This is a genomic window from Rhodococcus sp. ACS1, from assembly GCF_002300155.1.
Classification (GTDB): Bacteria; Actinomycetota; Actinomycetes; order Mycobacteriales; family Mycobacteriaceae; genus Rhodococcus_F; species Rhodococcus_F koreensis.
In genome coordinates this window covers 252,759-271,997 of record NZ_NSDZ01000013.1, presented here as the reverse complement: position 1 = coordinate 271,997, position 19,239 = coordinate 252,759, and the positions used below count along the sequence as shown (strand labels likewise).

Genomic DNA, 19,239 nt, shown 5'->3' with positions numbered 1-19,239 from the left:
GTAAGTCGGCTCCTGCGGGACTGGCCTTTTCGCGTGCTGCGACCGTGTTCAACGGACTGCCTTTACGAATCCATGGATCGGTGGCGGTGGGCCCCACGGTCGGGCGGTTGTGCCATCTGGCCGCATATCACCGAGACGTATGCCGTGGTCAATCGGCGTTTTCACCTCGCCCGCCTTCGGACAGCTCGAGCCGCAAGTCTTTCGCGATGCCCGCATTGTCGATCACACAGAACAGGTTGCCCTCGGTATCAGCCACTACCACTAAGTCCGCATCCTCCGGGTACTTGTCCCAGGGCACTCGGTGCGCACCGAGACCGATCGCCTGTCGAATTCAGCCTTTTGATCGTCGTGGTCGCGCGTACAGGTCCAGATGTAACCGCGGCTCGGGTTCGGCGGCGTGATCGCTGCGCTGGATCGCCAATAGGGGACCATCGGGCAGGCACAGATCGGTGAAGTCGTTGTCGCCGTGCGCGTCCCCAGGAGACAAAGCCAGCGCTGCGGCCCAGAATTCGGTCGCACGCCGGACGCGGCGAGCCCATATGACGAGTGTTCCGAAGACCAACACGGTCCCAATCACCCGACACCTTTCTCGTACCTGCTGTCGGCAAGCCACGGTGAGGGGTGGACACCATCGAAGAAGGCGATAGCGCGGTGGGGCCAGGCTGACGGTCAGCCGACGCGGATGCCCTGGGCGGCGAGGAACTCGCGGGCGCGACCCAGTCGGCGGTCGGCGGCGAAGGCATACCACTGGTCGGCGAGGCCCTCCCGGTGGACGAGGTCGCGGAATCGGCCGAACGCGCCCGTGCCCTCGATCGCGCGCTGCAGCCGGTCCCGCAGGCCCGCATCCTGCTGTCGCTGCGCGAAGGCGGCCATGTCGTGCCAGCCGTCCCGAGATCCGGTGCGGTCGAACCGGAGCCACCGGTCGGACTGCGCCTCCACGTCAATGGCGGCGTCCTGCCCGACCATCATCGGGTCGGTGCTGCTCTCGTCGTACACCTGTCCGGTGTGCAGGTCGAGGTAGCCGCCGGACGATATGTCCGGGTCCCCCTCCAATGCGGTGCCGAGCATCTCGAGGTCGACCGGCACCGCCCGCCCCGTCACCGGGACACGGCGCAGATGCGCGAGCAGGTCCTCGGCCAGCACCGCATCCCCCGGGCCGGCGCGCCAGGTCAGCCGGTTGATGACCGACACCGCCACCGGCTCGGCCTGCCGGCGCCTGCGTGTCAGCGCCATCGGCAGACCGGCGGCCACCTGCTGCAGCGCGTCGTCGACCTCGCGGCCGCGGACCGCGGCAAGGAACCGGACCGCGTCTGCTGTTGCGATAGCGGCGCGCACCTCCGACACCTCGAGCGGGGGCACCTGCCGCCGTGCGGGCCACGCGTGCAGCAGCATCGGATGCGTCGCGGCTGGTCTGCTGCGTGCTCGGCTGTCCCCGTCGTCGCCGTCCCACCGGCGCCCGTACTGGTCCGGGATGGTGCCCCACCCCCAGTACGGCAGGGGCTTGTCCGGGGTGATGCCCAAAACCTGGATGGGGTCGACCTTCTCGGCGGCGATCACACAGCGGTGGGTCCAGCTGTCACCGAGGTCGAAGGTGAACTGGAACTCCGCCCCCGGCCGCAGTAGCCGGGCGACTTTGGCCGACTCGATGTCCACCGCCTCCGTGATCGGGCCACCGATCGATTCGACCATCTCGGCACCGGTCTCGGTGTCGGTGACCACCCGGCCGTCGGCGAGGGTGAACATCGATAGGTGCGCCCGGTCCCACCGGGCGAAGGCGTCGTTGATCGCATTCGCGAGGTCCATAAAGGTGTGCGAGGGCCCGACCGCGAAGATACGGCCGGGCCAGGGCCACAGGTCCTCGCCGCGCCCGCCGAGCAGCTCCACCGTCACCGACAACCACGTTCGTGCCATGCCCCGAGGATCGCATGCCGGCTGCGGCGCCGCCTGTGCACCGGCCGCGGCCGCGGCTGCGGCACAGGACCCGTGGTGACGGGGTTTCGCCCATGCGGCGCCCATCCCCGCGAGCACACGCGCGTGTACGTCGTGTGCTGTCGCGAGTGTCGTGGCCTTCCCGGTGCGCCGCGGCGCACTCGCGGCCTACAGCATCATTCTCAGCGCAGGGTGGCCGTCCTGCATGCTGGCGCGGGACGACACGACGTGGTGATCGCGATACGCGGGGCGTGAGTCCGATCCCCGCCGCTGGTCAATGTCGTCCCCCGGCATCGTCGCTGAGGCTCCCGTCGCAAACCGACACTCTGCAGAGCAAACCGCAGGGACGTGGGGTTTCGGCGGCGACGTTGCGATAACTGAAATTATCGTGCCCGAGTGCCCACAGATCGTGAGTGACACGGAGACCGAGGTGTCCCGGCTCAGTGCATCTGATGCCGACTAAAGCTGTAGCTTCCGCGGAGTGGTGTCACTTTCCAAATTTCGTGTCACTCGCCCCGTCTTGACCTCGGCATTTGCACTAGATCAGGGCGCAGCACCGCAAGACTTCGACAAGTCAGCGAGAATCCGCCACTGGCATGATGCCGAGAAACCGCAGGTCAGCAGGGCGTACAACTGACAAGATCGGCGAGAACCTACAAAAGCAGATCTGATGCGGCCTACGGTCGATCTGATGCCTGATGTCCTGTGACAGAAGATCTTCCTTTTTGCCAATGAATCTTGCTTATCCCGGCTGTCTCGCCACTGTAGTTTGCTCGGTTCGACTTCACCCCACCCTGGCCGGCAGGCCAGTTCGCAGGGCCGATGCGAATCACCGCAGCCTGCCGACGGTGCATGAGCAGACGGCAACACACGCCGGTTCAAGCAAGATTCACTGGCACACAGCGCCCGGCGGCCATGTCACCAACCCCCGAAACGCTGACAGGCACACCCGAATCCCGCCAGTTAAAATTCCTCGGCCCAGGTCACAGCTCCACACCGAGGACAATCCCGTGTCACCGGACACCTGACTCGGTGAATCTGATGCGGGGTCCCCTGGTCGCGGTCGACGTCCTCGTGCGTCGAGACTCAGGCCACGTGCAATCGGTCGGGCGGCACGCCAACAAATTCCACGCGCATCAGATTCAGTGAGGCGAAGTCGAACATTGCGGCTCAGACAATCTGACGCCCTGCAGGTCGGCGGCATCAGATTCACTGAGTCAGGACACGAGGCCTTCAGCGTCCAAAGAACTATGTCGTCGTCGTTCTTCGTCACTGTAGGTAGGTTCCGCGAAGCGGAGTCACTTTCCAGATTTCATGTCATTCCCGTATCACTCTCCAGGTTGTTTCGTGTCACTAGGGACGACATTGGATGGGTGCCCAGGACCAGGGCGGTCGCGATCAGGTTTGGTGAAGGGTTCGCAAGAACCAGGCACAATGTGGCTTCTTGCACTCGTCAATCGAAGCTTTGAATCAACCGACGCATCCACACTCCAAGGTGTACCCGACAGCAACCGCGGCTCAGTCCACGCTCTGTCGCCCGCTCCGCCGCAGCGTCGCAGCATGACCGGGCCACGCTCGGTGACCACCGGATCCTGTTCAACCAGGCGCGCGGTCTCAGGGTGAGTCCGACGCCGAAGTCTTGATGAGAATGCGATACCCGTCGTCTCGGCATCGTCCACAGGTACCAGTTCGCACCTTCTCAGCCGAGGGGCGCGTGAGGTACCTGCCGGTGATTCCGCTGTTCACCCGCAACAGCGTTTGTGGCTTCATCGAGCAGCACGTAACCCCCGAAGCCGATTCCAGTCAGCGTGAGCATTGCTGCATAAAGCTTGTCGAGCATGGGGCTGCGTCTCCTTAATTTCGGTTTGGACGACCTGAACTGCAGATCCCGAGAACGGGCACTACGGTTCGCATCGTTCTTGCGAGCCATGACGGGGTGTAGTGATGTCGCCCCTATGACGGGACCGAGAGTTGGCGGTCAGGAGGCGATCAGGCCGCCATCGATGACATGCTCCATACCGGAGATGTATGACGAGTCGTCGCAGGCGAGGAACAGAACCAGTTTCGACACCTCGTCGGGTTCGGCCAGGCGGCGGATCGGGACCGAGTCCGCGATGCCGCCGCCCGTCTCGTCGGTGGCAGCCTCCATCATCGGAGTCTTGATGTACCCCGGGTGGACCGAGTTGACCCGGATATTGTCGGGGCCGAATTGCACGGCCACCTGCTTCGTCATACCGCGGGAGGCGAACTTGCTGCCCACGTAGGCAAGGCTTGGCGCACCGACGACAGACACCATCCCTGCCGTCGACGAGATGTTGACGATGGTGCCGCCTCCTGCCTTCTTCATCGAGGGGATGACCGTCTTCATGCCGTAGAACTGCGAATGCTGATTGACAGCAATGACTTTGAGGTATTCATCCTCGCTGATCTCGACGACATCCTTAATCGGCCCGAGGATTCCCGCATTGTTGACCAGCACTGTGACGGGCCCGAAGGCTTCCTCGGTCTGGCGGACGACGTCGGCCCAAGCGCTGAGTGACGCGACGTCGTGCTCGAGGAACAGTGCGTTGGCGCCGAGCTCGTCGGCAAGCTTCTTGCCTTCAACTTCGCTGACATCGGTCAGCGCGACCTTCGCGCCCTCCTCGATGAACTTTCTGGCGTGCGCAGCACCCATGCCCTGTGCTGCTCCGGTGATGATGGCAACCTTGCCGTCCAGTTTTCCCATGATCGTCGTACTCCTTGATGCGGAAGCTCGTCGCCACCCGGGCACGCCGGCGGCGGCTGTCTCGGAGGGCATAGTGTTGGCTCGCTCACATTAGTGGGATTGAGTACCACAATGCAATGGTCCGGCGGAGCTTCCTGTCCACGGTGGCTACAGTGTGGGGATGCAGACGCCGCCACGCCGGAGCCCAGGAAGACCGTTCGCGGCCACTCGGGATGCGGTTGAGCGCGCTGCTCTCACTCTGATGCTGCGCGAGGGCTATGAACAGGTCAGCGTCGATGACATCGCACGAGAGGCAGGGATCGGCCGGACGACGTTCTTTCGCTACTTCAAGTCGAAGCCCGGCGTCGTCTGGTCGGCGTTCGACGACACAATTTCATGGCTGGCTGAAAATCTCACCGAAAAGCAGGAGTATCCAGGCGTCCTCGATGCCGTTCGCGAAAGTATCGTCTTCTCCACACGCTCGGCGATATATAACAGCGACGTGTGGCTGGAGCGTTTCAGGCTGCTCGACAGCAGCGCCGAACTCCGCGCCGACGCCTACGACCACTGGGAACGATGGGCCTCCACGATCGCGACCTTCGTGGCTACTCGCACGGGCCTTTCTCCGCAGGATGCCATCCCGATGGCAATCGCCGGTGCGGCCCGGGGCATGTTCCTCTCCGAACTCCGGAATTGGCTCAATACGGACGACGACCGCGAAGACATCCTCGACCGACTCGACCACAACTTGCGAACAGTGTTCACTGCGTTGAACGGGCTGTTGGCTGAGAACTGACGTGGACTACTCAGCGACTGGGCCGAGACCCTGCGCCGGTTCGTCGCATTAGGTGTATTCACCGCGATGGCCTGACCGGGTGTTCTGCCATCGTCGGTGCTGACCTGGAACCGCCTCGCTCGGGGCGCAACGGCCGGTTGCGCGTGGGCGAGGTTCGGATCCTCGTTGGCCGACGAGACGCCACCCTCGGGGCCGGCCCCACGGCTGCGACACCCGCAATGAGACCCCGGCAAAGCCTAAGTGGACCAGACCTGCACGACCAGTGCGCGCGACTGCGTGTGGTGACTGGCACTCCTGCACGGCACCTACACACGTAGCCCCGCGGACCGCGAAGAAGGTAGTGGGCGGCAGGCGAAATCGCATTGATGACACAACCCCGCGTCGTTCGCATAGGACCAGATCACGGGGCTAGAAGCATCGAACGTCGCATCGCGTCCCGAGTGAGAGCGACGTTGAAGGCCCATGAAGACCGCGCGCAATCATCATAGACACAGGAGTATGCGTATGGTAGCCATACAACTATGGCCCTACACAAAGCACAGATCGGCCGATTCTTCGAGGACTTCGAGGTTGGCGATGTTTACCAGCACCCGCTCGGTCGAACGATTAGCGAGGCGGACTGCACATGGTTCACCTTGCTCACGTGCAATCTGAACCAGAATCACTTCAATGCCGACTATGCGGCGCGAAACCCCGTGTCGGAGGGACGCATTTTGGTCAACTCCGGACTGACGATCGCGTTGGTGCTCGGGTTGTCCGTGCTGGACATGAGTCAGAATGCGGTTGCCAATCTGGGATTGACGGATCTGGCGCTCACGCACCCCGTCTACGTCGGAGACACCGTCTACGCGGAAAGCGTATGTACGGGTGCGCGTCCCAGCTCGTCGCGCCCCGGTTTCGGAATCATCGAGATGCGTACACGTGGACTGAATCAGGACGGGGACACCATCATGTCCTGGCAGCGCTCGGCGTTGATCCCCTTTCGTGAGACGGGCCTCGGCCAGGACTATTTTCCGGAGGCGAAGTCGGGACCTCTGGTCTGACCGCATCCTCTCCAATTCAAACAAATGGGTCCGATTCGGCGGCGAGAGGCGGGCACCAGTTGCATGTATTAGTCCAATCGGCTTTTGTCCGCCGAGCGTGGATCCCATGCCCCGACGAACCCGCAGGATCCATTGACTATGTATACGATTTATACATATAGTAAGACTGATTACGGGGTTCACAACGTTTAATGGAGGTGCTCGTGGCTGGATCAGAAGGAGCCTTGGCTGGTCTCAAGGTCGTCGAATTCGCGCATGTCATTGCGGGTCCGTTGGCAGGAACGTTGCTGGCCGATCTGGGCGCGGAGGTCGTACACGTCGAGGACCCGGGTATCGGTGATCCTCAACGCGCGGCGGGCCCGCATAAGGAGGGAACGCACCTGTGGTGGAAGGTGTCGGCGCGAAACAAGAAGTCGGTGACGCTGAACCTCCGCACGGAGGAAGGCCGCGCGATCGCTCGGGAGCTGACCGAGTGGGCCGACGTCGTGATCACGAATTTTCGAGTGTCGACCCTCGAGAAGTGGGGATTGGACTACACCTCACTGCAGGTTGTGAACCCGAAGATCATCGTTCTGCAGGTAACCGGCTACGGTGCAACTTCATCTCGCCGCGACCAGCCTGGGTTCGGCAAGGTCGGGGAAGCGATGAGCGGCGTCGTCAACATCACCGGCTTTCCCGATGGGCCTCCGGTGCATACCGGGTTCTCGCATGGCGATTCGGTGACCGGATTGATGGGCGCGTTCGCGATCCAAGCCGCGTTGTATCGACGAGACCACGACCCCGATTTCGCGGGCGAATGGATCGACCTGGCACTGTACGACGGTCTCTTCCGACTCATCGAGTGGCAGGTGATCTTCTACGATCAGCTGGGCGAGATTCCGGAACGTGTCGGCAACCGGCTGGCTGCGGCACCCGCCGCCGTGATCAACACCTTCAAGACCGGGGACGGCCAGTGGCTGACGGTGACCTCCGGTACCCCTCGCTCCGTCCGTAGCGTCGCCGAGCTTGTCGGTGAACCGGCCGAGGATTACGCCACCTCGGCAATGCAGGCGGAGCGGCGGGAGCGCCTCGATGGTCTGGTTGCCGAATGGATCTCGAAGCGTCCCCTGGCTGAATGCACCAAGACCATGATCGAGCTGGGCGTCGTTGCGTCACCGATCTACACGGTCAAGGACATTCTCGACGATCCGACCTTCCGGGAGCGAGGAAATGTCGTCGAGGTGGACGACGCCGACCTGGGAACCGTCAAGATGCAGGGTGTAATCCCGAGAATGACCAACCACCCCGGCGCAGTGCGGCACACCGCGCCGGCCCTCGGCGCTGACAACAAGGCTGTCTTCGGTGACTACCTCGGTCGCGGGTCGGACGAGATCGAGCGCCTCTCTGCGGCCGGCGTCATCTGAGAACGATGCAACACCAGTTGCAGAGAGGTAAATCATGCAGGACGCATCGGAACTGATCCTCCCGGAACTCTCGCGGAACGGCCGGCTCCAGGGCCGCACCGCGATTGTCACCGGGGCCGGATCCCACGGAGAGCTTGCCGGTACAGGCGCAGCGATGGCGATTCTCTTTGCTCTCGAGGGTGCGCAGGTTCTCGTCGTGGATGTCGACCGGGGGCGCGCAGAACACACGCTGCGCGCCGTGAGGGCCGTGGGCGGAACGGCCGAGGTGGCGATTGCGGACATCACCGTTCCCGACATGTGTAGGAGTGCAGCGGATTTTGCTGTGGAGCGGTTCGGATCTGTCGATGTTCTGGTCAACAACGCGGCGATCGCTCCGGACGAGTCGACTACGTCCGACGAGTTGTGGCAGCGGGTGGTCGACATCAACCTTCGCGGCGCACAATTGATGTGCGATGCCGCTATCCCTCACATGCGACAGGCAGGGGGCGGGTCGATCGTGATGATCGGTTCCATCGCGGGTCTCCGCGGTGGTGCAGGTGTCGCGTACTCGGCGGCGAAGGCCGGGATGATCGGCATGGCGAAATCTATGGCCTTCACCCATGGTCGGGCAGGCATTCGTATCAATGTTGTCGCTCCCGGACACGTCGCAATTCCCATGGGTCTGGGCTACAGCGGTGCAGGTTGGGACGGGGAGGTCAATGCGCGGGAAATGCGCGCGCAGGCCGGCCTCAGCGGCACCGAAGGCACTGCGTGGGATGTCGCATACACAGCGCTGTTCTTCGCCAGCCCCGAATCACGCTATGTCACGGCAGCGACAGTGGCAGTAGATGCCGGCACCACGGAGGTGATGCCGATCGTGATGCTCCCCTACCTCGCTGGATCGGTCGGCAGCTACAGCACGTCCGGCTGAGTATTCGACACCGCCGTGGGGCCTTTGCTGATCATCAGCAGAGGCCCCACGTGCTGTTCGAGTCCGTCTGGCTCACGAGCCTGTCACGCTAGTAGCGTGTCGCTGCTTAGTTCTGGCCTGTTTTCGTTGCAAGGTTGGGGCGGCAGACTTCCCCTTCCCCTCTGCCGGTCAGGACTGTTGTCACTGCCTTCGCAGAAGAAGCGTCCGGTGACGTTGAGCTCGGCTGATCGTGAGTTCTTGGAACGGTTGACCACGACCGGGGTGCATCCGGCCTCGATGATCCGGCGGGCCCGGGTGTTGCTGGCGCTGGACACCTCGGTCGGGGTGGTTGATGAGAAGGAGGTGATCGCAGCACGGTTGGGGGTCTCAGGCGAGACGTTGCGGCTGGTGGCCAAGCGGTTCGCTGAGACCGGTCGGGACGTGGAGGCCACGATCGGTCGCAAGCAGCGTGACCTCCCACCGGTGCCCTCGCAGATCACGGGGGAGATCGAGGCCAGGTTGATTGCGTTGGCCTGCTCGAAGCCGCCCGAGGGTCGGTCGCGGTGGTCGCTGCGACTGCTGGAGAAACACGTCGCCTTGGTCGACGACATCCCCGACCTGGACCACTCGACCATCGGCCGGGTCTTAAAAAAACGAAACTTCGTCCTCACCTGAAGAAGTGCTGGACCATCCCACCAAAGGCCAACGCAGAGTTCGCGGCCCGCATGGAAGACATCCTGTCGGTCTACGCCCGGATCTACGACCCGATGCGGCCGGTGGTGTGCATGGACGAAAAGCCCTACCAGCTCCTCGCTCACGCGCGTGACCCGATCCCGGCAGGCCCGGGACGCGATCTGACGGAGGACTGGCGAGTACGTGCGGCACGGGACCTGCTCGATCTTCTGCTGGGTCGAGCCCCTGGCCGGATGGCGGCGTGCCGATGCCCGGCCCCGGCGCACCAAGATCGACTGGGCCGGACAGGTCAAAGACCTTCTGTGCGTGGACTACCCCGACGCAGAGACGGTGGTGCTGGTGATGGACAACCTCGGGCACTCACGGCATCGGATCGCTCTACGAGGCCTTCGAGCCGGCCGAGGCGTTCGCGCTCGCGCAGCGGCTCGAGATCCACCACACCCCCAAACACGGCTCGTGGCTCAACATCGCCGAGATCGAACTCTCCGTGCTGACCCGCCAGTGTCTGGACCGGCGCATCGAGGACCTCGAGACACTCAACGCCGAACTCGCCGCCTGGCAACGACAGACCAACGCCGATCAACGCCAGGTCCAGTGGCACTTCACCACCGACGACGCCCGCATCAAACTCCGCCACCTATATCCCAACACTTAGCCGCGACTGTCTACTAGTCGGCGCACCGCAGGCGGCGGCGATCGTCGGGGTGGGCGACGTCTGTCAGATTCTTGCGGCGTTCATCGGCGCTCTTGCCTCGAAGGACGGCGATGCCGAACTCAGTGACGACGAAGTCGACATCGTTGCCGGACGATGTCACCCGTTTGTGCGAATCGGTGAAGGCAACGATTCGAGAAGCCCCGGTGTGTGTGCGAGAGGGGAGGGCGAGCACCGATCCTCCGCCTTCGCTGATGTGCGCGGCGCGCAGGAAGTCCGTTTGTCCACCACCCGATGCAATCCGAACCTCCCCTGCGTACTCGGCGTTGACCTGACCGGTGAGATCGATCTCGAAGGCAGAGTTGATCGCCCACAGGCATTGCTGTTCGAGGAGCTTGGCCGGAGAATGCGTTTCAGAGATGGGCGCCAAGTGCAGCGAATCGTCCCACTCGGTGTCCCGAACCCCCTGGGACAGCACTCCAGTCGCCACATGAAGTCCCCGCTCCTTCGACTTCCGGCTCCCGGTGAGAACGCCGGACTTCATCAGAGAATGAAGGGGACCGGGAATTATCCCCGAGTGCACCCCGAGGTCGGACTTTCCCTGCAGTGCATCGATCACGGCAGTCGGCACAGCTCCGAGTCCGATCTGAACAGTAGCCCCATCGGGCACCAGCGATGCGACGTGACGGGCAATCTGCGCCTGCTCATCGGTGATGGACGATCTCTTCGGGACTGCGCGCTCGGGAGCGGACGCCGACACGAGCACGCTCGCGCGATCGGTCGCAACATCGAAGGGTGCAAGTGCACCGGCGCTTTCCGGGACAACCTCGAATCCAGCAACAGCGGATGAGGCCAGAGCGGAACTCGTGTAGCCGATCATGTGTCCGAGTGACACTCGATCCGGCCGTGGCCCCTGCACGACCCGTGCCACAACGATGTCGATCGACAGCTCGCCACCCGCGATCAAACGATCGGTATCCCACAGCGAGTTCGGCAGGTGATCAACGTACGGACTCAGTGTCCGTGGAACAGACCCGGCGATCGATGTCACGCGCGAGTGCCCATGGGTGAGATCGGAAACGCCGGCCTCGTCGAGAAACTGAAATGTGCCGGTCAGGTCCGCCACGATCAGCTCCAAGTCGACACCCGATTGCCGGGCAGCGCTGATCAGGGCAGCAACAAGCATGTCGGGTTGCTGAGGCGACATCGCCACGAGAACTCGCGCTCGGCTGCGATTGCGAAGAAGTGTGCGAGCAGCCTCGAGATGGCCGGCATCGATATGGAGCGGCATGCATCCTCCGGTATTGGGCCTTTTCAGGGCAGAATCAATCGTATACCCTTATTATACGTATAGAACGGTTTATATGTCTGTCTCGGTGAAATGCACCGCAAGGCGGCACCGCAGGGGAAGGTTCCATCAAGCGTGACCATCCAACAAGAACGACCGCCACTCGTCGATTGCGACGTGCACCCACTGGTCAAGAGTGTCGAATCCATCTACCCCTACGTCTCGTCGTCCTGGCGCCGCCACTTCGAGACGCGCGGCGCTCGAATGTACGCACGTGCCCGAGATCGGTACAACCATCCGAACCGCACTTACCGGATGGATGCCGTACCGGAGTCCGGAGGGCCGGCCGGGTCGGATCGAGACTTCACACTCGAAGACCACATGACTCCCTTCGGCGTCGCCTCCGCTCTGCTGCTCCCACAAGAGCCGTATGGAGTGACAACGTGGAGTGACCCGTCGGCGGCGGGTGCCTTCTGCTCGGGAGTCAACGACTACTTCCTGGAAACCTGGGTCGACTACGATTCCCGCTTCAATCTCGCGATCAGCGTATCCCCCCACGATCCGCAACTCGCTGCACAGGAGATTCGTCGCCGTGGCGGCGAAATCGGCGTCATCGGAGTGCAACTGCTGCTCAACGAACAGATGATGGGTTCCCGTTGGTTCGACCCCGTCTATCAAGCGGCCTGCGAGATGAACCTGCCGATTGTTCTGCACCAGACTGGGAACGAAGGCTGCTACACCACATCACAGGGTCCATCGGGCGGGGTTCCGAGATCCTACGGTGAACGACACGTCGTGCTGACGCAGGTCGGCGCCGCAAATGTCGTCGACATGATCACCAACGGTGCCTTCGAGCGATTCCCGACGCTGCGAGTCGTCATGGTGGAGTGGGGGTTCAGCTGGCTGTCGAGCTTGCTGCCCCGGATGGACTTCCTGTGGGAAAACGACCCCGACGCCGCACCTCTGGTGAAAAAGCTCCCCAGCGCGTATGTCGCAGAGCACTTCACGTTCACAACGCAGCCACTCGACGAACCCGACACACGTGACGAGCTTCAGTCGCTCTTCCGCATTCCGAACATCGAGAAGATGCTCCTGTTCAGCTCCGATTATCCGCACTACGACACCGATGATCCCGACTTCGTCATCAAGCGGATCCCCGAAGCGATGCGGACGCGTGTCTGCTTCGAGAACGCGGTCGACGTCTTCGGCGACAAGGTACTGCGGTCCACCCCTTGACGGCAGCTACGGGTTGGCACCGATGCCACCGGATGAAACGGAGCTTGACACCATGATTATCGACACCGACCGGCATGTGACGGTCGAATCTTACGAAGATCTGTTCCCTCACATGTCTATGTCCTGGCGCAAACATTTCGAGCGGGGCGAGTGGCTCGAATCTGTCACCGTTGCGGGTGACCATGTGCGGGTTTCGGACAGGTTCGTCCACGAACCACCGACTCACACTGGTGCGGAGAGCGAGGCCGACTCGTTCAGCCTCCTCCTTCCTCACCACGGTTTGACCGTGAACGGGTGGGCTGATCAGGTTGCTGCCCGGGTGTTCCTCGAGGCGATCAACTCGTACGGCGCGGAGCACTGGGTATCGCCGACCGCACTTCCCGTTACGGTGGTCTCACCCGCCGACCCGGCATGGTCGGCGCAGGAGATTCGACGCCGCGCTGCGGCGAATACCACCGGCGCCGTATCGCTTCCGTTGACGACGACGATGCTGGGTTCCCAGGTTTGGGACCCGATCTTCGAAGCCTGCGTGGAAACTGATCTTCCTCTCGTCGTGCATTTCTCCGGAGTGGAAGGACGGTACGCGGGCGCTCCCGCTCTGGCCGGCGGCGTGCATTCCAATGCACTGTCGCGGTTGACGCTGATGCCGCATCTGGCCGAGTCGAACATTGCAAGCCTGACCTACGAGGGTGCATTGGTCCGGTTCCCCGAACTTCGCATCATCTTTACCGGTTTCGGCTTCACCTGGCTGCCGTCCTTGCTGTGGCGACTCGATCGGGAATGGCGCACCTTCCGGCACGACATCCCGTGGGTCACCGAACCGCCCAGCGAACAGGTGCTGAACAACATGTGGTTCAGCACCTGGCCGGTCGGTGAGGCGGCAGACACCGACGAGTGGGAGTCCGCCTTCACCGAGCGGCTTCGCGACCGCGTGGTGTACGGATCGCACAGCCCTCATGAGGGCGATACGCCGGCTGACATCGAGACCCACCTGGGCGCCGAGTGGACCAACAGAATCGTACGCAGCGGTGCAGCTGCTCTCGCACGACCAGTCCCGTTGGAGGTCTGACATGAGCGTCGATCAACAATCCCCGGTCTCACAGCATGTCGTCACGGGTAGCGCTCGCAAGGCCGAGCATCTCGTGGGTCGACTCGAGGACTTCCCCATGCACGCGATTCGCACTGTCCAGATCGAAGGACGCGACGTGGGAATCATCCGGACCCCGGACAAGGTGTATGCGATCGGTAACCGATGCCCGCATCAGGGCGGACCGATGTGTCTCGGGAAAGTCACCGGAACGATGGTTCCTTCCGACCCGAACGAGTATGTGTACGAGCACGATGGGCTGGTTCTGCAGTGCCCGTGGCACGCCTACGAATTTCACGTCGACACCGGCGAAAGTGTCGCCGGTGGCCTGCGTGGTCGCGTCCCGGTCTTCGAAGCGACCGTCCGCGACGGAGAAATCTTTTGTTCACTGAACCGTCCCCAACTCGGAGGTGGAGCACGATGAAAATCTACGTCGATCAGATCGAATGCACAGGATCTGGGCAGTGCGAGCAAATCGCGCCTCGATTCTTCACAGTGCTCGATACCGGCCTCGCCACCGTCGTCGACGACGAGGGCAGACCTTTGCTCGATGGCGGAGCGGGCGTCGGCACCGATGTCCCGGAGGCGTCGATCGGTGAAGTCCGCGACGCCATAGACGTGTGCCCCGGTGCATGCATCCGTGAGATCGCAAGAGAGCCGCACTAGTGAGCATCCGCGCCGACAAGTCACTCGACGGCGTGAGATCGCTCCTCTTCGCCCCGGGTGACGACGCACACAAGCTCGAAGGTGCCCTCGTCAGCTCGGCAGACGGCGTCATCGCGGACCTCGAAGATGCGGTCGCACCCGACAAGAAGGACGGGGCCCGCCGCACCGTTCGGACAGTGCTCACGAAACATGACAGTGCTGCGAAGCGGTTGGTGCGAATCAATGGCCTCGATACACCCTGGGGACGAGAAGACCTCGCCAGCCTGGAAGACATCACACTCGACGCGGTCGTCGTCCCGAAGGCCTCACTCGACACCATGAGTGGTCTTTCCACGAGCGGCGTACCGATCGTTGCCCTGATCGAAACGGCGATGGGGCTGCGGCAGGCGTTCGACATCGCACAACACCCGCGAGTGGTTGCCCTGATGCTCGGCGGCGCAGACCTCGGCGCAGAGCTCCGCTGGCAACCCCGGCCGGATGGGTTCGAACTACTTCACGCACGGTCCACACTGGTCCTGGACTCCGCAGCTGCTGGTATCCGGCCCCCATTCGACGTCGTCCATCTCTCGCCGCGACAAATCGACGATCTCGTCACCGAATCACAGTTCGCCCGGACGATCGGCTTCGGCGGCAAAGCATGCATCCACCCCTGTCAGACCGCCCCGGTGAACCGCGCGTTCAGCCCCTCGGAATCCGAGCTCACGTACGCACGCGAGGTCGTGCAGGCCTTCGACTCGGCACTCGCCGCAGGGTCGGGCACGGCGGTCGTTCGCGGCCAACTGGTGGACGAGCCCGTTGCGCGCCGAGCTCGTTCGATTCTCGCGCACCCCACCCCGAACGGCATCCAACCGGCTCACGACGCAGCCGTCACCAGCGCATTGCACTAAGAAGGGCAAGAAAATGGAATTGACTACAGAGCAGCAAGACATCATCAAGGTGATCCGAGATTTCGTCGACCGCGATGTGCTGCCGAAAGCATCCGATTTCGACCACGCGGACGAATTCCCCGAGTCGATGGTCGACACCCTCCGCGAGCTCGGGTTGTTCGGCATCACCATTCCCGAGCAGTACGGTGGTCTCGGTCTTGATCTCGTCACCTACGCACTTGTGATCAAGGAACTCTCCAGGGGATGGATTTCGCTGGCCGGCGTGGTCAATACCCACTTCATGTCCGCCTGGATGATCGAGAATTTCGGCACGCAGGAACAACGGGATCACTACCTTCCGCGGATGGCAACGGGGGAGCTTCGGTCTGCGTACTCCATGACCGAACCCCACGCAGGGTCCGATGTGCAGGCCATTCGCACCCGCGCGACCGAGGCCGAGGACGGATTCCGAATCGACGGGCAGAAGATGTGGGCGACCAACGGTCTGCGCGCCGGCATGGTCATGCTGCTCGCAGTCACCGATCCGACCGCCGAGCCCCGGCACCGCGGAATGACGGCATTCATCGTGGAGAAGGACGCCGAAGCCCACGAGCAGCCAGGTCTGATCGTGCCGCCCCAGCTCAAGAAGCTCGGGTACAAAGGCGTCGAATCAACGGAGTTGGTCTTCGACGGTTTCCGTGTCGGCCGTGGTGCCGTACTCGGTGGTGAGGCGGGGTTGGACCAGGGGTTCAAATACTTCATGGCCGCTGTCGAGCTTGGACGGGTCAATGTCGGGGCACGGGCGGTGGGGTTGGCGACAGCTGCGTTCGAGGCGGCGATTCGCTACTCACAGCAACGTGAAACGTTCGGCAAGAGGATCAGCCAGCATCAGGCGATTCAACTCAAGCTGGCTCAGATGGGTACCAAGATCAGGGCGGCCGAGCTGATGGTAATCGATGCTGCCCAGCGCAAGGCGAGCGGAGAGCGGGCGGATCTCGAAGCCGGAATGGCCAAACTGTTCGCCACGGAAACCGCTCAGGAATGCGTTGTCGAGGCGATGCGCATTCACGGTGGCTACGGCTACTCGCAGGAGTTCGTCGTCGAACGACTTTATCGCGATGCGCCACTGCTGATTCTGGGCGAGGGAACCAACGAGATCCAGCAGCTCCTGATCGCCCGCCGCCTCCTCGAGCAATACGCCATTTAGGCGCTGGTTGCGGGCAGGCTCACCTCGCGACTCGTCTGCGCCGGCGTGAGGAGTGTTGGTCGGCGCAGACAGGCGTGCACCCTCGTTTCGAGGCCGCCGGCGGCACCCGATCGCGGATGCACCCGAAATGAAGGCCGCGCAACGAACGTGACCGACACGGCCCGTACGGCCTTGGTTCAGGTGTGAGGGCAGCGGCCTCTCAGGCTCGAGTGCGGGACGGTCCCATGCCTTCCTCGGCCGCCGGTCCGAAACCGTCCATCGACAACCCCCATGGAAGGGATGCGACTGCACATGAATGAGGAAACTTACCCGGATGGTGGCACGTCCAGTCCAAACCGCCGAGCGTTCATAGGTGCCATTTCGGGGAACGCCTTTGAAGCGTATGACACCGCCATCTACGGTTTCCTCGCGGTGCAGATGGGCGCATTGTTCTTCCCCGGAAGCAATCACACCGCTCAGACCTTGGGCAGTCTTGCGCTCTTCGGCCTCACCTTCTTCGTGAGGCCACTCGGAGCATTGATCTTTGGCCCACTCGCGGACCGTATTGGTCGGACCCCGGTTCTCGTCCTGATGATCTCGCTCATGGCGCTGGCCACAGCAGCCGTCGGTTTGCTTCCGACCTACTCCAGTATCGGTATCACCGCAACGGTCGCTCTGGTGGTATGCCGAATGCTTCAAGGTCTCGCGGTGGGGGGCGAGTACGGCACCGCCACGAGCTTCCTGACGGAATACTCCCGGCGCGGGCAACGAGGCTTCGGGACCAGCTGGTACATCTTTTCGAGCCTCAGCGGGTTTCTGCTCGGCAGTCTGATGGTCACCGGGCTGTCCGCCTTGCTCACTGACGACGAGATGATGAGTTGGGGATGGCGTATTGCCTTTTTGATAGCCGCGCCGCTCGGATCAATAGCGATATTCATCCGGCTCCGAATCGAGGAGTCGCCGGAGTTCGCAAGGATCTCGGCCCAGCACCAGACCTCCCGCGCACCACTGAGGGAAACACTCTCGTACGGCAAAGAGCTCCTACTGACTGCCGGCGTGGGAACGCTCCACTCCGTCGCCTTCTACATGGCATTCTCCTACGCCACCACCTATGTGGCTGTCGTTGCCGGACAGGGACCTTCCGTCTCATTCGCCTCGACGGTGGTGGCATGCTGTGTGGGGCTCGCCGTTCTGCCCTTTGGAGGAAAGGCCTCCGACAAGTGGGGGCGCCGCAGAATTCTCATGATCGGGGCGTTGTGGTGCGTGGTGGCCGCCTATCCCGCCTTCCTCCTGATGTCGAGTGAGCCGGCGGCGGGCGCCTTCGCCGGCCAGGCTCTCCTCGCGGTGGGCGCGGGAATATTCTTGTCGACCTCGGTGGCCACGATGGCCGAACTGTTCCCGACGCGAGTCCGTTCAACAGGGTCATCGGTCGGATACAACGCCGCGGCTGCACTGTTCGGTGGGACCGCGCCTTTCATCTCGACCTTCCTGGTGAGCACGACGGGCAACGACCACTCTCCCGCGCTCTATCTGTGCGCAGCGGCGATAATCGCACTCATCGCCGTGTCGATCATCCGAAATGATCGGCTACACACAGGAGCGGAGGTGACCGCACCCACCGTGGACGCTGACCGGCCCTCCGCGCGGCAGCGCTGAGTCGTGTGCCTCCTGATGGCGAGCCGGCGTAGGAGACGGACGACGGCACAGCAGGTTCCGGTGCGGCCATGCGGATGATCGCGGCTTGACCTTGATCAGGAGATGGCTTCCGTTACGGTTACTGCCCTCGGCCGCCGTCTCCTCGGGTTCTACGCCAGTTGAGGACTGGGTTGCGGGCAGGCTCACCGCCCGTGACTCGTGTGTGCCAGTGAGGGAGCGTGAAGGCTGGCACAGGCGGACGCACATCCACGCGCTGAACTGCGTTTTCACGCTGCAGACTTCGGCGTGTGGATGTGCGTTGGCCGAACAGGCGGCGTGCGGGCGCCCCGCGAGGCGACCGCTTTCCCGCCCATCGCGAGTACCCTTTACGAGTTTGGTGTATCGGTGGAATATCGGGTTCCCTGGACGCCGCCAAGCGACCAGTGGCCGGAGCCTTGGACACCTAGCCCGTGACTGATGTTCTCTTGTAGTCCGCGCCTGAACCCGATCGTGATCGCTGCCTTGGTGTAGCGCAGGACCGGCAGGCTCCGGGCAGCCAAGCCGTCGCAGAGCTCCCATGCGCGATCGTGCAACTCGGGGAGGGGAAGGATCTCGTTGACCACTCCGAGTCGGAGGGCTTCGGGCGCAGTGATGGCTTCGCCGGTGAGGAGGAAGTATTTCGACCTGGTCGGACCGAGGAGCTCGCCCCAGATGATGTTCACTCCGTCCCCCGGGACGGTGTTGCGGACTGCGAAGTGCGCGCGGTCGGCGAACAGAGCATGGTCGGCTGCCAGCACAATGTCACCCATCACCGGAATTTCGGAGTGGATTGTGGCGGGTCCGTTGACTGCTGACACGACGGGCACGTCGATGTCATCGAGACCAGTCAACATCCGACGCCCCTCCCACCACAGTTCGTCCCAGTCCATTTCCGCGAAGCCCCGGACGTCGATCTCCGAGCAGAACGTCTCACCCGTTCCGGTGAGCAGGACGACCTTCGTTGCCCGGTCCGTGCCGACCCAGCGGAACGCCTCGGTCAAGTCGCGGTGAGAGTCCGCACTCCAGACCAGCGATTGACCGTCTGTGTGAAACCTCAGCTCCGTGACGCCGCCTCGATGGGACACCGCGACATTCGGCCACTGCGGTAATGCGGTCATGACACACCC

At 62.9% G+C, this 19,239-nt stretch carries 20 protein-coding genes; 13 read left to right on the top strand and 7 right to left on the bottom strand.

Features of this window, described 5'->3' with window-relative positions; genetic code table 11:
• Nucleotides 1-148 precede the first annotated feature (148 nt).
• From CJ179_RS53895 to CJ179_RS47505, 5 genes are all read right to left on the bottom strand, one after another.
• The gene (locus CJ179_RS53895; RefSeq protein ID WP_306454280.1) at nucleotides 149-298 is read right to left on the bottom strand and encodes a hypothetical protein; all 150 of its coding nucleotides are present in this window, start codon (nucleotides 296-298) and stop codon (nucleotides 149-151) included.
• 33 nt (nucleotides 299-331) lie between these two features.
• On the bottom strand, nucleotides 332-565 hold the full coding sequence (locus CJ179_RS54335; RefSeq protein ID WP_373560198.1) for a VOC family protein: 234 nt from the start codon (nucleotides 563-565) through the stop codon (nucleotides 332-334).
• Nucleotides 566-669: 104 nt separating this feature from the next.
• Complete coding sequence (locus tag CJ179_RS47515; protein WP_095866121.1) at nucleotides 670-1,911, bottom strand: hypothetical protein; 1,242 nt, start codon at nucleotides 1,909-1,911, stop codon at nucleotides 670-672.
• Between the two features lie 1,717 nt (nucleotides 1,912-3,628).
• Nucleotides 3,629-3,769: a hypothetical protein gene (locus tag CJ179_RS51955; protein ID WP_179377945.1), complete on the bottom strand. Its 141-nt coding sequence runs from the start codon at nucleotides 3,767-3,769 to the stop codon at nucleotides 3,629-3,631.
• A gap of 138 nt (nucleotides 3,770-3,907) precedes the next feature.
• Complete coding sequence (locus CJ179_RS47505; protein ID WP_095866120.1) at nucleotides 3,908-4,654, bottom strand: SDR family NAD(P)-dependent oxidoreductase; 747 nt, start codon at nucleotides 4,652-4,654, stop codon at nucleotides 3,908-3,910.
• 160 nt (nucleotides 4,655-4,814) lie between these two features.
• Between CJ179_RS47505 and CJ179_RS47500 the strand changes: the two genes are divergently transcribed.
• The 6 genes from CJ179_RS47500 (at nucleotide 4,815) to CJ179_RS51150 (ending at nucleotide 10,112) form a co-directional block, all read left to right on the top strand.
• Nucleotides 4,815-5,429, top strand: a complete 615-nt coding sequence (locus CJ179_RS47500) for a TetR family transcriptional regulator (protein ID WP_095866119.1) — start codon at nucleotides 4,815-4,817, stop codon at nucleotides 5,427-5,429.
• A gap of 521 nt (nucleotides 5,430-5,950) precedes the next feature.
• Nucleotides 5,951-6,472: a MaoC family dehydratase gene (locus CJ179_RS47495; RefSeq protein ID WP_095866118.1), complete on the top strand. Its 522-nt coding sequence runs from the start codon at nucleotides 5,951-5,953 to the stop codon at nucleotides 6,470-6,472.
• Between the two features lie 203 nt (nucleotides 6,473-6,675).
• Nucleotides 6,676-7,875: a CaiB/BaiF CoA-transferase family protein gene (locus CJ179_RS47490; RefSeq protein WP_218834940.1), complete on the top strand. Its 1,200-nt coding sequence runs from the start codon at nucleotides 6,676-6,678 to the stop codon at nucleotides 7,873-7,875.
• A 34-nt stretch (nucleotides 7,876-7,909) separates the two neighbouring features.
• Nucleotides 7,910-8,785 carry an SDR family NAD(P)-dependent oxidoreductase gene (locus CJ179_RS47485; protein WP_095866116.1) on the top strand — a complete coding sequence of 292 codons (876 nt, stop codon included), beginning with the start codon at nucleotides 7,910-7,912 and terminating at the stop codon, nucleotides 8,783-8,785.
• Between the two features lie 207 nt (nucleotides 8,786-8,992).
• Entirely contained in the window at nucleotides 8,993-9,439 is a 447-nt protein-coding gene (locus CJ179_RS47480; RefSeq protein WP_257016281.1) for a helix-turn-helix domain-containing protein, read from the top strand.
• Between the two features lie 385 nt (nucleotides 9,440-9,824).
• A complete protein-coding gene (locus tag CJ179_RS51150; RefSeq protein ID WP_143549070.1) occupies nucleotides 9,825-10,112 on the top strand; it encodes a transposase in 288 nt (95 codons plus the stop codon).
• A gap of 13 nt (nucleotides 10,113-10,125) precedes the next feature.
• Here CJ179_RS51150 and CJ179_RS47470 read toward each other — a convergent pair whose 3' ends face one another.
• On the bottom strand, nucleotides 10,126-11,295 hold the full coding sequence (locus tag CJ179_RS47470; protein WP_179377944.1) for an acetyl-CoA hydrolase/transferase C-terminal domain-containing protein: 1,170 nt from the start codon (nucleotides 11,293-11,295) through the stop codon (nucleotides 10,126-10,128).
• A 237-nt stretch (nucleotides 11,296-11,532) separates the two neighbouring features.
• On the opposite strand from CJ179_RS47470, the gene CJ179_RS47465 reads away from it, so the two are divergent.
• The 7 genes from CJ179_RS47465 to CJ179_RS47435 all read left to right on the top strand — a co-directional run bounded on the left by CJ179_RS47465 (nucleotide 11,533) and on the right by CJ179_RS47435 (nucleotide 18,094).
• Complete coding sequence (locus CJ179_RS47465; protein WP_179377943.1) at nucleotides 11,533-12,633, top strand: amidohydrolase family protein; 1,101 nt, start codon at nucleotides 11,533-11,535, stop codon at nucleotides 12,631-12,633.
• A gap of 286 nt (nucleotides 12,634-12,919) precedes the next feature.
• The gene (locus CJ179_RS51950; RefSeq protein ID WP_179377942.1) at nucleotides 12,920-13,702 is read left to right on the top strand and encodes an amidohydrolase family protein; all 783 of its coding nucleotides are present in this window, start codon (nucleotides 12,920-12,922) and stop codon (nucleotides 13,700-13,702) included.
• A 1-nt stretch (nucleotide 13,703) separates the two neighbouring features.
• A complete protein-coding gene (locus CJ179_RS47455) occupies nucleotides 13,704-14,144 on the top strand; it encodes a Rieske 2Fe-2S domain-containing protein (protein ID WP_179377941.1) in 441 nt (146 codons plus the stop codon).
• Entirely contained in the window at nucleotides 14,141-14,386 is a 246-nt protein-coding gene (locus tag CJ179_RS47450) for a ferredoxin (protein ID WP_095866111.1), read from the top strand. Before CJ179_RS47455 ends, CJ179_RS47450 begins: the two co-directional genes overlap by 4 nt.
• On the top strand, nucleotides 14,386-15,273 hold the full coding sequence (locus CJ179_RS47445) for a CoA ester lyase (RefSeq protein WP_095866110.1): 888 nt from the start codon (nucleotides 14,386-14,388) through the stop codon (nucleotides 15,271-15,273). The genes CJ179_RS47450 and CJ179_RS47445 overlap by 1 nt, the downstream gene beginning before the upstream one ends.
• 13 nt (nucleotides 15,274-15,286) lie before the next feature.
• Nucleotides 15,287-16,459, top strand: a complete 1,173-nt coding sequence (locus tag CJ179_RS47440) for an acyl-CoA dehydrogenase family protein (RefSeq protein WP_095866109.1) — start codon at nucleotides 15,287-15,289, stop codon at nucleotides 16,457-16,459.
• Nucleotides 16,460-16,750: 291 nt separating this feature from the next.
• Nucleotides 16,751-18,094 (top strand): MFS transporter, encoded by a 1,344-nt coding sequence (locus CJ179_RS47435; RefSeq protein ID WP_179377940.1) that lies wholly within the window; start codon nucleotides 16,751-16,753, stop codon nucleotides 18,092-18,094.
• A gap of 365 nt (nucleotides 18,095-18,459) precedes the next feature.
• Here the strand turns inward: CJ179_RS47435 and CJ179_RS47430 are convergent, their stop codons facing one another.
• Nucleotides 18,460-19,230, bottom strand: a complete 771-nt coding sequence (locus CJ179_RS47430) for an enoyl-CoA hydratase/isomerase family protein (protein ID WP_179377939.1) — start codon at nucleotides 19,228-19,230, stop codon at nucleotides 18,460-18,462.
• Nucleotides 19,231-19,239 lie beyond the last annotated feature (9 nt).

Bases quoted from the DNA above. Each gene is read 5' to 3' on its own strand.
- CJ179_RS47515 (WP_095866121.1), bottom strand. From the start codon at position 1,911: ATGGCACGAACGTGGTTGTCGGTGACGGTGGAGCTGCTCGGCGGGCGC.
- CJ179_RS51955 (WP_179377945.1), bottom strand. From the start codon at position 3,769: ATGCTCGACAAGCTTTATGCAGCAATGCTCACGCTGACTGGAATCGGC.
- CJ179_RS47505 (WP_095866120.1), bottom strand. From the start codon at position 4,654: ATGGGAAAACTGGACGGCAAGGTTGCCATCATCACCGGAGCAGCACAG.
- CJ179_RS47500 (WP_095866119.1), top strand. From the start codon at position 4,815: ATGCAGACGCCGCCACGCCGGAGCCCAGGAAGACCGTTCGCGGCCACT.
- CJ179_RS47495 (WP_095866118.1), top strand. From the start codon at position 5,951: ATGGCCCTACACAAAGCACAGATCGGCCGATTCTTCGAGGACTTCGAG.
- CJ179_RS47485 (WP_095866116.1), top strand. From the start codon at position 7,910: ATGCAGGACGCATCGGAACTGATCCTCCCGGAACTCTCGCGGAACGGC.
- CJ179_RS47470 (WP_179377944.1), bottom strand. From the start codon at position 11,295: ATGCTTGTTGCTGCCCTGATCAGCGCTGCCCGGCAATCGGGTGTCGAC.
- CJ179_RS47455 (WP_179377941.1), top strand. From the start codon at position 13,704: ATGAGCGTCGATCAACAATCCCCGGTCTCACAGCATGTCGTCACGGGT.
- CJ179_RS47450 (WP_095866111.1), top strand. From the start codon at position 14,141: ATGAAAATCTACGTCGATCAGATCGAATGCACAGGATCTGGGCAGTGC.
- CJ179_RS47440 (WP_095866109.1), top strand. From the start codon at position 15,287: ATGGAATTGACTACAGAGCAGCAAGACATCATCAAGGTGATCCGAGAT.
- CJ179_RS47435 (WP_179377940.1), top strand. From the start codon at position 16,751: ATGAATGAGGAAACTTACCCGGATGGTGGCACGTCCAGTCCAAACCGC.
- CJ179_RS47430 (WP_179377939.1), bottom strand. From the start codon at position 19,230: ATGACCGCATTACCGCAGTGGCCGAATGTCGCGGTGTCCCATCGAGGC.